We start from the raw sequence: 13,667 nt of genomic DNA on the forward strand, positions 1-13,667 counted from the left end.
GACTTTCAAATTATTAAGATCTATTATTATAGAAAATTAAACCTAGCTAAATAGTATGATTTAAATTTGACACGACTCTAGTTAGATGGTACAGATTTTTGAATGGATAAAAGGTGCAGACGACGAAGCGGCAGGTACAGATTTAGCATTACTCATCTACTAACAGGGTGTGGATCAAATACATCCTCTCGTTCATCATTTGACACTGCAAAAATAGTGATTCAAAAGCTTGCATATGACAGAGCCTATCCTTATGCAAATGAAATCATATATAATTTGTGACTGCACAGTCAGTTGGATTAATAAATGTTCAGGCATTTAGAATGCTCATTCCTCAAACGCCGGCTGCAGCACTTTCAAATTTTTGTACAGCCACTGTCAATTTTATTAAAGCACATCATTAAGTCATAAGGTGCCATTGCATGAAATAATATTAAGTGCCTAACATGTCGGAATTTTTTGAATTTTATATTGATATGTAGTTTTGGAGAATATTTATAAAACTACCATACTTAAGCTTGAAGGCAAGAGGTGGATAACATGCTGGAAATTAAAAATGTACATAAATCATTTGGGAAAAACAAAGTTTTAAACGGAGTTGATTTAAAAATAGATAAAGGGGATGTTGTCGTCATACTTGGACCGAGCGGATCAGGAAAGACAACATTGCTAAGATGCATAAATTTTCTTGAAAAAGCAGATCAAGGCCAGGCAATTTTTGGGGATATTCAGGTTGATCTTCATAAAGCAACTAGAAAACAAATTCATGCAATAAGACAAAAGACTGCATTTGTATTTCAAAATTACAATTTGTTTAATAATAAAACAGCATTAGAAAATGTAACAGAGGGGCTTATTATTGGCAGGAAGATTCCAAAAGAAAAAGCGAATGAAATTGGAAAAAAAGCATTGGATAAAGTAGGACTGTCCCACAAATACAATGCTTACCCTAGTGAATTATCGGGCGGGCAGCAGCAAAGGGTTGGCATTGCAAGAGCGATTGCTTTAAATCCAGACATCATTTTATTTGATGAACCAACTTCAGCACTGGATCCGGAATTAGTTGGTGAAGTTTTAACAGTTATGAAGCAAATTGCCAAAGAAGGAACAACAATGTTGGTTGTAACTCATGAAATGTCTTTTGCGAAAGATGTTGCCAATCGGGTGATTTTTATGGATGGCGGAGTCATTGTAGAAGAAGGATCACCTAAAGAAATTTTCACACATCCAAAAGAAGAAAGAACAAAACAGTTCTTAAAGCGGGTAATACCCGAGGATTTTACTTACTATATTTAAACAATTGAACAGCCTCTGTCCTTTCACATCACTGTAAATACAGACCCAAACACAGAATTCCTAGCCCTAAACGATTCAAATACGAATTGTTTAGGGCTTTTGCCGAATATTGATTGATTTCCTTCAATATCCTTTACGAGCACCACTATTCAAGCTGTTTCCACTGGGCATCCTACGGAATGAACATATCAGGACGTGGAAGCTCCCGTAAAATAAAGAACCTTCGAAATGAGCCAGCGTTTCCCATTAAAGTATTAAATATCCACAACAGCCAAATATTTTAACGACACGACAAGCAAAAGCAAGTTTCTCAAGAACGTGGTAAAATAATAGCATCAGCATAGCACTGTTCAGCAGCGTAGTATTCTTTCGAAATGCATGAGTACAAGCACTTTATTGATCCAACAGTAATGCAAATTCTCACCCGTTATACGAAGAAGTTTTTCGCGGAAGATTTCGATCAAGTGGCAATTATACAAAGCTAAATATCTATCCATATGTTTTCGGCAAAAATGTCCTATTCTTTTGGAACCCGGCAAAATGTAAGCATCGTCGTCTATGCAATGAACAAGCAGTTCATCGGTTTTACCCAGATTTTATCCCATACGTTCGCCAACGTTTTCTAAAATAGGCAATTTTGAAAACGTTTACTTTTTATAATTTGTCAGATTTCCTGACGATAATATTGAGAATGCTGCATTTTAAAAAAATAATCTATTTAAAGACAGTTTAAATGGGCTGCTGCTTTTAATAAAGACGGAATATTTTCATTATAGATTATTAAAACCATTTTAAGGAGGTGGAATCATTCAATTAATGATTGCAGATGATGTGCTTGAGCCTAATACCATGAAATTGGTAAGATCGCTGCCGAATGTAATGAATTGATGACGACACCTTTGATTTGTGAAACTGCTGAACAATCGGCAAGATTAATTCAAAATAACTATGAACTAACAGAGATTTTTATATATGCTGACCCCGCGTTTTTCTACTTAGCAAAAAGTGCGTTTCCTATTAGTAATTTTTCGTATTACATCCCTTTTGCAGGATAAATGATCGGCAAAGAATCGATCAATCAAAAAGGAAAGCCAGGCCGGATTTAGGAAAAATCAATATCACGAAATTAGCAAAACACGTAAATGAAAAAGGAAAAGCAAATATTTAGTTTTCTTCATAACTGTAAATCCTTGGATAATTGGCTGCATTTATAGAAGCAAACAAAATGTAATCTGTAATTCTCGGTGTTTGGCTGACCATGTAGAGATTCTTTTTTTCGCTATATGACTCTTTATGTTACCTTCGGCTGGTATGAGCTTCTGGCGCAAGATATTTTGGTACGAATCTCGTTTAGTCTTTTCTAATTGTTCAGAAATTTTTTTAATAATGATCGACAAAACGGGTGATTCTTGTTCATTCAATTGACCCTTCATTATTGGATTTAGGACTGTAAAAATGCAAAAGGGGGCAAGAATTAATGAGGAATTCATTAGGCTATCCACAATTACTTTCGCAGTTGCGTCAAGACGATTCCCTAGACCTTTTGGCAGACCGTATTGGTGAAATGCTTGAATGTCCAATAACGATAGAGGATTCCAATCATCAGATCATTTCCTACAGCAGACATAAAGAAAATGTTGATGAAGCAAGAATGGCCACGATTATGAGTAGAAAAGTGCCAGATAAAATCATTAACAGTCTTTGGAAAAATGGGATTATGGCAAAACTGTTCGAAAGCGATGAACCTGTTATTGTCCCTGCAATCGAAGAAGTTGGACTTGGCAACCGTGTCGCTGTTTCGATTCGAAAACATAATGAGGTTTTAGGGTTTATATGGGCACAAATCAATGATAAAACAATGGGCGATGATCAATTGCATTTGCTAAAGGAAGCTGCAAAGCTTGTGAAAAACCATCTCCTCCTTCAGCGAATAAGAAAACGAAAAGAAGAAGAGAGTCATCAAGAATTTCTATGGAAGCTATTAACAGGTCATCTGAACGATGTGTCTAAGATTAAACACCAGGCTAAACGAGTTGGGGTTAATCTGGATGGAAATCTTGCTGTTGCTATCATTAACTTTGAAAATGATATAACACAAGCTATTGAAAAACATGCCTATTATTTGGCTGAAACATTGCACCAAGTTCAAGTAGTCAGCAAATTATTTGATCAAAATCAACTAATATTGCTTACCCGGCTCAGAACAGAAAAAGAGGCGATGAACGCTCTTTCCGGTTTTATTAAAGATTTTATCAACAAAATAAGTATGCGTTTACAAATCCGAAATATATCTGGTGCTTTCGGCTCCGTTTATCATACTCCGGAGCATGTTCATTGCAGCTATAAACAAGCATTGAAAGTATTAAGGCTTAAGGAAAAATTCCCCGATGAATTACAGCAAAAGTATAGTTTTCAGGAGATCGGCATCTATCAGTTTTTAGATGAACTTTATCAAATCCGAGTTCGTGACCACTATCAAAGTGAGGCAATCAAAAAATTAAGAGAGTATGACCTCAAGCATCACACCGATTTATTGCATACGCTTAAAAGTTATTTAGAATGCGACTGCAATGTTTATCAAGCAGCGCAATTATTACATGTTCATCCGAATACGTTAAATTACCGTTTAAAAAGAGTAGTAGAAATAACAGGAATAAACCTGAAAGACCCTAACCAGAAAATAACATTATTTCTGGATTTAAAACTTGAAAGCATGAATGTCGAGTAATTTGTATATTTACACAAATTACTTTTGCGGTTTTCTGATTTTTTCATAAAGTAAGGTTCAACTAAAAGAGATATGATAGTGGTGCAGATGTTATTTTAAGGAGATGGTGAGGATGATCATCGGGGTACCGAAAGAAATTAAAAATAATGAAAATCGTGTAGCTATCACACCTGCAGGGGTTGTGCAATTAATAAATGCAGGACATAAAGTTGTTATTGAAGCAAACGCTGGAATCGGAAGCGGTTTTACCGATGAAGAGTATAAACAGGCTGGTGCCGAGATTGTTGAAAGAGCTTCAGAGGTTTGGGAAAAAGCAGAAATGATTCTGAAAGTAAAAGAGCCCCTCCCAGATGAATATGTATATTTCCGAAAAGGGTTAATTTTATTTACCTATCTCCATTTGGCAAATGAACCGGAATTGGCCAAAGCTTTAGTGGAAAATGAAGTGACCGCTATTGCTTATGAAACAATTACCGTAAATAATACATTGCCATTATTGACACCAATGAGCGAAGTTGCCGGCCGCATGGCAGCTCAACTCGGGGCGCAATATTTGGAAAAATCTAAAGGAGGAAAGGGAATACTGCTAAGCGGTGTTCCTGGTGTCAAACGCGGAAAAGTCACGATTATTGGCGGCGGTGTAGTCGGAACGAATGCAGCAAAAATTGCACACGGCCTTGGTGCAGATGTAACGATTATTGACTTAAATCCTGCACGCCTGCGTCAATTAGAAGACATTTTTGGTTCAACTGTGCAGACGTTAATGTCAAATCCTTATAATATTGCAGAATCTGTCAAAGACTCCGATTTAGTTATCGGTTCGGTGCTGATTCCCGGTGCAAAAGCACCTAAGCTTGTAACGGAAGAAATGGTAAAATCTATGCAGCCCGGGTCAGTCATAATCGACGTTGCTATTGATCAAGGCGGAAACTTTGAAACGATTAATTATGCAACAACTCATGACAATCCTATTATCGAAAAATATGGAGTGCTGCATTATGCAGTCGCCAACATTCCAGGTGCGGTTCCACGTACAGCAACAATTGCCCTAACAAATGTCACGATTCCATATGCTGTGCAAATTGCTTCCAAAGGTGTAGTTCAAGCAATTAAAGAAAGTGAAGCGATTAAAACAGGCGTGAACGTCATGAATGGGAATATAACCTTTAAAGCAGTAGCACATGACCTTGGCTATGACTATGTTCCAGTCGATGACGTTATCTCCGAACGATTGTATTCTTAAAACGGTGATGAAACACCCTTCATGCTTAGCTGTGAAGGGTGTTTTTAGGATTCTTTAAATGGACGAACGTTCATTTGCATTTTTATTCCATCTTTTTTTCGGCACATCATGCCAATTATTGAATAATAATTCTCAACAACACTCAGCAACTGAAAATTAGATGTGTGTCTTAATGCCACCGTATACGGACTTTGCATACCATAAAATCCAGAAGGGGAGATCGCGTCCAACAACGATCTCCCCTTCTTATGTATCTACTATTCTTCTAATAGCAATGATTTAAGTTCTTCTAATCCTTTTTGACGCTCAATTGGATCCAGAAACCCCACACATGAATAGATTCTTAAGCAATAAAAAAACACCCATTCACAATTGACCATCAGCTAAAATGAATGGGCATTTAAAAATTTTTAGAGCATATGTTCAGGAAAAATCTACTTTTGGACTGGAGGCTGCTTTATTTTATCGAGTAGAGGACTCTACATAGCCTTTCTGACCCAGCACATAGAAGACATCTTGACGACTCTCCAAAATGTAGGAGGGAGCAGGCTTGCCTCGGTTCGCCCGGTGACCAGCAAGGTGAGCCTCGCTCTTCTCCCAGGCTTTCCAAGCCTCTTCTGATTCCCAGCGAATCATAACGAGTACTTCTTCATTCCCTTTTCTCTGCCTTTTCTTAAGCACGCTTAAATCGATAAAACCCGGCTGCTGTTCGATTATTCCCTGTGAAGTGAAGCGATCAACAATTCGATCGGCATGTCCTTCTGTCACTAAAATAGTTTTTATTTGAACAAACACTCACATTACTCCTTTCATTGTGATTATACATTATTATATTTGATAACAATTATCATTTTCAATAATTCCCGCAAGAAATATTCATCTTTTTTCAAAACGCTTCTCTATCAATTCATTTAAAAAGATGATGGCCAATAGCAAAGCGCCTGATCCGCAGCACAACATATGACGATATGGCTCCGCTGTCCCCACCAGATGAAAAATTGAATTGCCGGCACACTATCACTATTTAATTGTTCTCTACTTGTCCGGCTTTCGTATCAGATACTCCATTAGCCAAGATAATATTCATTCATTATTTTAAAAAACTATTTTAATATAAAAGTTCACAACAAAAAAACACACGTTTATGAAGTCAAACGAAATCAGCTCCTAACATGTATTTTTTACGTGACAATATTGTTGTCAATCTTGATAAATAAGTTTAAATTTTATCCAAGACAGGTGTCTTTTTACGAACACAAGTTTTACAATGCTTTTAAGGCTGCGGCAGAGCAAGCTCTTTATTGTCAAAATGGCTTTCCATTCAAATTCCGCATGTGTGTAACACCGTAAGGATAAACTCTTTTGGTTATCATAATAAAACTCCCCATGAAGATAAACAGATTTTTATTTTTTAATCTGTCTACCTAATGGGGAGGCATATCAAAAATCAAAACGTCATTAAAACAAAAAACACATAAACATCAATATATAAACGTTACTAAAACATTAAAGGGGAGGTCTATAAGTCGAAAAAACGACTTATTAGACATCCCTCTTTTTTTCGTCGTGACAAAAAATTTTTAAAAACGGATTATTTTCAATTATATTCTATTATTCTGCAATTTTTTTATATTATCTCTGCTTTAAAATCATTGACTTATCAGTCTCTTTTCTTTATTATAGAAACAATTATCCACTGATGAAAAGTGGCTGTTTTAAACTTTATTCATTCCACACCTTTGTTTCTCATCCAAGAAATTAGCTATAAACCGGTTCTTTTTCGTTTACACCAGAGATCGGTTCTTGTCCGTTTAGACCGAGCGTCTCTGCTGTTGAAGTATGAAGTTCATGGAAAAGATCCGGGTTTTCCACTAGTGACACACCATAAGAAGGAATCATTTCTTTAATTTTCGGTTCCCATTTATTCAAATGTTGAGGAAAGCATTTTTTAATTACTTCAAGCATTACGTGTACAGCAGTAGAAGCTCCAGGAGAAGCACCGAGCAATGCAGCGATCGAGCCATCTGCAGCCGTAACAACTTCTGTACCAAATTGAATCGTTCCTTTACCGCCAGCTTCAGTATCTTTGATAATTTGCACACGTTGGCCTGCGACGACTATATCCCAGTCCTCTGATTTAGCCGTCGGGATAAATTCACGCAACTCATTCATGCGCTTTTCTTTCGTTAACAGAAGCTGCTCGATCAAGTATTTTTCCAAAGAAAAGTTTTTAAAGGCTGATGCCAACAAAGTTACGAAATTGTGCGGTTTTACGGAAGCAAACAAATCCAAATTTGAACCAGTTTTTAAGAACTTAGGCGAGAAGCCTGCAAACGGTCCAAAGAGCAATGTTTTTTTGTTGTCGATATACCGTGTATCAAGGTGCGGAACTGACATAGGAGGTGCACCAATTTTAGCCTTACTGTAAACTTTTGCATGATGCTGCTCTACAACTTCTGGATTATTACATACCATAAATAATCCGCTTACAGGAAAACCACCAATATGTTTACCTTCTGGAATACCAGATTTTTGAAGCAAGTGCAGACTTCCCCCGCCGGCTCCAATAAATACGAATTTAGCCTTATGGATTTCAACTGAACCGCTATTGAGATCCTTCACTTTCAATTCCCACAAACCGTAACTTGTGCGTTTAATATCCTTAACACTATGCTTGTAGTATATTTCGACATCTTTCTCTTTTAAGTAGTCAAATAACATGCGTGTTAAAGCTCCAAAGTTAACATCCGTACCTGAGTCGATTTTGGTTGCTGCGATCGGTTCATTCGATGTACGTCCTTCCATTATAAGCGGAATCCATTCTTTCAGTTTTTCCGGGTCATCAGAAAATTCCATTCCTTGGAATAATGGATTGTTTGATAGCGCTTCAAAACGTTTCTTTAAATATCTCACATTATTTTCCCCTTGGACTAAACTCATGTGGGGCAGCGGTCTGATGAATTCCTGCGGATTTTGTATTAGATTGTTTTTTACAAGGTAAGACCAAAACTGTCTGGAAACTTGGAACTGTTCATTAATTTTTATAGCTTTGCTAATATCAATAGATCCATCCGGTTTCTCGGGTGTGTAGTTAAGCTCACATAGTGCAGCATGCCCCGTTCCTGCATTATTCCATTCATTAGAGCTTTCTTCTCCTGGTTTGTCGAGTTTTTCAAACACTTTAATTTCCCATTCCGGCGCTAATTCTTTCAACAGTGTCCCTAAAGTCGCACTCATAATTCCGGCACCAATTAAAATAACGTCTGTGTTAGTTGGTCTGCTACTCATTTTTCCCCATCCTTATCCCCCAATATTTGTAGAAAGGATGCAGGCGACCTGCCTAATTCAAAGCTCTACATGGCTTTCGCCACACGCCTTTTCTACAACAATTATATCTTAATTATAGTATATCATTATTTAAGTATAGTTCATTATTAGTATTTCTAATTAAAGTCCATCACGATTATTTATAGATTTACAGATTCTATATCAACTTTATACAACCAGACCGCTAAAATTAATTTTTTCTTGAAAATGAATCATTTTACTCCACCAACATATCCTATTATTTACCAATCGCCAGATATCACCTGAACGAATGAGATGTGCTGTTTAAATAAGAGTTTCTACCGATAAAGAAGATCAAAAAAGAATCCATAAGCAGTCAAATAGAGCTCTTTATGGGATATATCTTGGTTAAAGGGGGATATCGAAAATTTTTACGTTGATGCAAACGCGAACAGTTGCACAAAATAAAACAGATAAATCACCTCTTCAAACAACAGATGATGAACATGTCACTCAATTATAAAATCAGTCACTTATTCTGCCTCCCAAAATAGATAATTTGAACAAACAGTTCCAATTGTTTTTTTAGGATTTATTCCTTTGTTTGCTTATCTTGCCAGCAGTGATGATGTTCTGTCATTTTTTGGCGTGGTTTTTCACTCTATGCAAAAAAACACAAATTTTTACATATAGGATGTATGTTTGAATTTGATCATTTAATATTAAGTCACTTTACAGAGGATCGACCACATAAAAAATGAGCCACGTGATTTCCCATTTTCAAAACCTCTCTTATGCTTGTAAGTATCAGAACATTCAAACATAAAGAGAGGAAGAAAAGGATGATGAGTATGGCTCAATTTCATACCAAGGATAAGTAGTTTCCTACGATTCTAAAGCTCTAGTAATTTTTTGAATCAACATTTTTCAATTCCTTGAAAAACCGCTTGAAGCATCTTTTCAATCTCGATGACCGGATCTAGTTCTTTTTCGAAAATAAACCAATCATATAAAGTTCCCCGCATGCACCTGGAAATGATCATGGCCAGCTCTTGTATTGAAAAATCTTCGGTGAACTCCCCTTTTTCCTGTCCCTCTTGTAAGTAATTTTCAAGAATGTGATATAATCTTCGATTCGTATCCGCCAGAAACTTGGCGCTTTGGGGATTCATATAAATCGTTTGCATTAACTCTTTCCCTAAATCGTTTTTCAAATACTTCATTTGTGTGATGGAAAGACGTATAATTTTTTCCTTAGCAGATAAATCATTCGGCAATGTTTTGCAAAATTCATCATAAAAGTTATCAATTTCCTTAAACTTTTCCAAAAAAATTTCTGACTTCGAAGCAAAATGCCCGTAAAAGGCTCCCTTCGACGTTTTGCTTTTCTCGACGATTTCATCTACAGTGACTTGGTTATATCCTTTTTGACTAAACAGCTCCAAAGCTGTTTCCAAAATTCTTTTTTTGGTTTTAAGCGCTTTTTTTTGCTTTGCATTTAATGTCATAAAAAAATCCCCTTTTTTCCTAACTCAACTTGTCTTTTATTATATCTAATGGTCTTGGAAAACCTTTTATACAAAATATTCTAAATTAACAAAATATTATTGACAAATCAAATGTATTGAAATAAACTATGGTCTATAAAGACTACAGTCTATTTTTTATGTAAGCGTTTACTATAGGGGGTGAAATCTATGGATATTATTGGAGAAAGAACGATAATCGATTTGCTTCATGAAAAATGCAGGTTACACGGAGATAAACCATTTCTTGTCTTTGAAGATAATAACAAAAAAACCACCATGTATACTTATCAGACGTTTTTGCAAAAAATGAATAAATTCAGCCGAGTACTTTTGGATTTAGGGATTCAAAAAGGCGACCGGGTTACTCTCCATCTTCCAAATGGTTCTGACTTCATTGTCTGCTGGTTTTCATTAGCTAGAGTCGGTGCGGTTATGGTACCAACAAACATCCTCTCGACTGCAAATGAAATGGAATATACAATAGCCCACTCGGAATCGGTTCTCCTAATTACAGAAGAGGAGTATTTAGAAAAATTTCAATCAATTCAAAGCAAATTGCCAAATCTTAAAAAAATATTGTTAAGCCGCTGCAAAAATGATCTATACAAAGAAATAAGCATGGATCATTTAATTGAAAAAGCAGAGGGAGACATTCCTCCTATATCCCTCAAAAGCGATGATATTGTCTCCATCATGTATACTTCGGGAACAACTTCTAAGCCGAAGGGATGCATGATTACTCATGCCAATTATCTTTATACTGGCGAGGCTGTTTCGAAGACCCTGAACTTTACCCCAGAAGACAGGGCTTTGATCGTACTTCCTCTTTTTCATGGCAATGGCCAATACTATCTGTTTATGCCTGCCTTAACCGTTGGAGCAAGTGTTGCCATCACGGAACGGTTCAGTGCTTCCCAATATTTTAAGCAGGCAAAGAGATTGCATGCAACAGTCGGTTCATTGTTTGCAGCTCCCATCCGCATGATTTTAGCACAGCGTTTTGATGAGGCAGACAAAGAAAATCCTCTCCGCTTAATCATCTTTGCCCAATCGGTCACGCCTGAACAACTGCAGGAATTTGAACAAAAATACAATGTACCGCTGTTGCAGCTATACGGAATGACAGAAACTGTAGCACCGCCATTAATGAATCCATTATATGGGCAAAAGGATAATACCGGAATCGGAAAGCCCATCCTCAGCGCCGAAGTCAAACTTGTGGATGAAGCGGGAAAAGAAGTACCGGTCAACAAACCCGGTCAGATCATTGTAAAAGGCATTCCGGGGCGCACTATTATGAAAGGGTATTTCAAAAATGAAAAGGCAACCAACGAAACTATTCAAGACGGCTGGCTGTATACAGGGGACAACGCCATTATGACAGAAAACGGTTATTTTTACTTCGTTGATCGGAAAAAGGATATGATCAAACGTGCTGGAGAAAACGTAGCGGCAATGGAAGTAGAAAATGTAATCATGGAACATCCGGACGTGTATGAAGCCGCTGTCATCGGCGTGCCTGATGAGATGCGGGATGAGGCCATTAAAGCGTTTGTAATTTTAAAAGAAGGAAGACAAACGACGGAACAGGAGCTGATTGAACATTGTCGGAACCGTCTTTCAAAATTTAAAATACCGAATACCATCGAGTTTGTGAAGGACTTTCCTAGAACGTCTGTCGGAAAAATTCAAAAACATTTGTTGAGGAAATCCGAAAATGTACTTTAAAATCATTCAATTTACCTTTATGAACCTGCTTTTCCAATATTTTAAACCTCGGAATGTCATTAATGGAATTCCGCCGTTCCAGTGCAAGCGATAATGAAATAACCGTGAATTCCCTCAAAAAGAGAATTTGAATTTGATTATTAGATATGTGAGATGAGGGGTGTATTTTTATGAACAAAATCCGTATCTTGTTTGCCAGCTTATCAGGGTCTGTCATTGAATGGTATGATTTTTACCTATATGGTACTGCTACGGGACTTGTGTTTTCATTTCTATTCTTTCCAAGTCATGATCCGGCTGTAGGACTATTACTTTCTTTTGCAACCTTTGGCATTGGCTATGCAGCCAGACCTATCGGCAGCATTATCTTCGGTCATTTTGGTGATAAGATGGGAAGAAAGGCCGCTTTAATATTTACACTTATTGGAATGGGCGGAAGTTCATTTTTGATTGGTCTTCTTCCTACTTATGAGCAAATTGGTATTTGGGCGCCGATTATACTCGTCCTTTTAAGGCTCATCCAAGGTATTTCCCTTGGGGGTGAATGGGGTGGAGCTGTTCTGTTGGCCACCGAATATGCCCCGAAAGGCCTTCGCGGACTGTATGGCTCCATTCCCCAGCTAGGTGTACCCATCGGTTTAGTTCTCGGTTCATTAAGCTTAACGGTTATTAGTTATTTTACTTCTGATACACAATTTTTGGCATGGGGATGGCGGATTCCGTTTTTATTTAGCGTTGTTCTGATTGGACTCGCGCTCTGGATCCGAAGCGGAATTGAAGAGACTCCTGCCTTCAAACAACAAAAGGAAGCTGGAGCAATTGCGAAAATACCATTTTTGGAAACGTTCAAAACGAATTGGAAAAGTGTTTTGCATGCTATCGGTTTAAAAATTGGGGACGGATTTTTCAATGTATTCTTAATGTCATTTATTCTTTCTTATTCTACGGTGTACTTGGGGTATTCCAACCAAGTGGCACTAACAGCCCTTACCATTGGCTGCGCGACTATGATTATCACCATTCCGGTTGTAGGATACTTGTCTGATTATATTGGCCGAAAACTCATTTATATTGTCGGATTAATTTTATTGTTTATCTTATCTATCCCTTATTTTTCATTGGTTGACGAGGGCGCTTCCTGGTTATACATCATGCAAGGCGTGATGCTGGGAATCATCTGGGCATCGATTTTCGCAACACAGGGCACCTTATTCTCCGAATTATTTCCGGCAAAGGTTCGCTACACAGGTTTATCCTTCGGGTATCAAGTGGCAGCCGCCATTGTTGGTTTCGGTCCAATGATTTGGACAACAATGGCCGAATCCTTCGGTCCTTCCCCATGGGTCTTTGGCGGATTTATGATGGGAGGCATTATATTATCCCTTATTTTAAGTCTGTTAGTTCCGGATACGAGAAAACGTTCGTTATACGATCATCATATTGAAACAGCTGAAAATAATTTCAGCATAAAAATGTAAGGTAAAATAAGATTTCTATCCTTCCACGGGGTACCATAAAATTATTGAATGAGGTTACCCTGTTTTCATTTTTAAATAAACTCGTTTGGTATATCTATGTGTGGGGCCTAATTATGGTGTGAATGCCTCTTACGCAGTTGCTAGAAACGAAAAACTCAAGGGTGGATCGACACTCCCTGAAGGAAAGGGGATGCCTTGACATTATTTGAATCTCTCATGCTCGCTATTTCCTCTGGGGGTGGATGGACCAATACTGTCTTTTTTAAAAAAAGTAATCCGCTCTTGAGTTGGCGGCTCAGAGTGGATACAGTTAGTGCCGCTGAATCAGCTGGTCCCCCTGACAGAGAATCGTTTAAAGACGGTTATCAATGTTCGTC

The 13,667-nt window shown here is 37.5% G+C and carries 8 protein-coding genes; 5 read left to right on the plus strand and 3 right to left on the minus strand.

Going from position 1 to position 13,667, the window contains the following annotated elements:
• Positions 1-540 precede the first annotated feature (540 nt).
• From NSQ41_RS17155 to ald, 3 genes are all read left to right on the plus strand, one after another.
• Entirely contained in the window at positions 541-1,296 is a 756-nt protein-coding gene (locus tag NSQ41_RS17155; protein WP_063387708.1) for an amino acid ABC transporter ATP-binding protein, read from the plus strand.
• Between the two features lie 1,477 nt (positions 1,297-2,773).
• Positions 2,774-4,024, plus strand: a complete 1,251-nt coding sequence (locus NSQ41_RS17160; RefSeq protein WP_066250119.1) for a PucR family transcriptional regulator — start codon at positions 2,774-2,776, stop codon at positions 4,022-4,024.
• 112 nt (positions 4,025-4,136) lie between these two features.
• Complete coding sequence (gene ald, locus NSQ41_RS17165; RefSeq protein WP_339210448.1) at positions 4,137-5,267, plus strand: alanine dehydrogenase; 1,131 nt, start codon at positions 4,137-4,139, stop codon at positions 5,265-5,267.
• A gap of 462 nt (positions 5,268-5,729) precedes the next feature.
• On the opposite strand, the gene NSQ41_RS17170 is transcribed toward ald, so the two are convergent.
• The 3 genes from NSQ41_RS17170 to NSQ41_RS17180 form a co-directional block, all read right to left on the minus strand.
• Positions 5,730-6,062 (minus strand): antibiotic biosynthesis monooxygenase, encoded by a 333-nt coding sequence (locus tag NSQ41_RS17170; RefSeq protein ID WP_066250125.1) that lies wholly within the window; start codon positions 6,060-6,062, stop codon positions 5,730-5,732.
• Between the two features lie 963 nt (positions 6,063-7,025).
• The gene (locus tag NSQ41_RS17175; RefSeq protein WP_339210450.1) at positions 7,026-8,555 is read right to left on the minus strand and encodes a malate:quinone oxidoreductase; all 1,530 of its coding nucleotides are present in this window, start codon (positions 8,553-8,555) and stop codon (positions 7,026-7,028) included.
• Between the two features lie 917 nt (positions 8,556-9,472).
• Positions 9,473-10,063 (minus strand): helix-turn-helix domain-containing protein, encoded by a 591-nt coding sequence (locus NSQ41_RS17180; RefSeq protein ID WP_339210452.1) that lies wholly within the window; start codon positions 10,061-10,063, stop codon positions 9,473-9,475.
• A 189-nt stretch (positions 10,064-10,252) separates the two neighbouring features.
• On the opposite strand from NSQ41_RS17180, the gene NSQ41_RS17185 reads away from it, so the two are divergent.
• Positions 10,253-11,812, plus strand: coding sequence for an AMP-binding protein (locus tag NSQ41_RS17185; RefSeq protein ID WP_339210454.1), 1,560 nt, complete (start codon positions 10,253-10,255; stop codon positions 11,810-11,812).
• Between the two features lie 170 nt (positions 11,813-11,982).
• A complete protein-coding gene (locus NSQ41_RS17190) occupies positions 11,983-13,290 on the plus strand; it encodes an MFS transporter (protein WP_144598291.1) in 1,308 nt (435 codons plus the stop codon).
• Positions 13,291-13,667 lie beyond the last annotated feature (377 nt).

The sequence above is a fragment of the Aeribacillus sp. FSL K6-8210 genome (assembly GCF_037963925.1).
GTDB lineage: Bacteria > Bacillota > Bacilli > Bacillales > Aeribacillaceae > Aeribacillus > Aeribacillus composti.

Coding starts and splice junctions, on each gene's coding strand:
- NSQ41_RS17160 (WP_066250119.1), top strand. CDS start 2,774: ATGAGGAATTCATTAGGCTATCCACAATTACTTTCGCAGTTGCGTCAA.
- NSQ41_RS17185 (WP_339210454.1), top strand. CDS start 10,253: ATGGATATTATTGGAGAAAGAACGATAATCGATTTGCTTCATGAAAAA.
- NSQ41_RS17155 (WP_063387708.1), top strand. CDS start 541: ATGCTGGAAATTAAAAATGTACATAAATCATTTGGGAAAAACAAAGTT.
- ald (WP_339210448.1), top strand. CDS start 4,137: ATGATCATCGGGGTACCGAAAGAAATTAAAAATAATGAAAATCGTGTA.
- NSQ41_RS17175 (WP_339210450.1), bottom strand. CDS start 8,555: ATGAGTAGCAGACCAACTAACACAGACGTTATTTTAATTGGTGCCGGA.
- NSQ41_RS17190 (WP_144598291.1), top strand. CDS start 11,983: ATGAACAAAATCCGTATCTTGTTTGCCAGCTTATCAGGGTCTGTCATT.
- NSQ41_RS17180 (WP_339210452.1), bottom strand. CDS start 10,063: ATGACATTAAATGCAAAGCAAAAAAAAGCGCTTAAAACCAAAAAAAGA.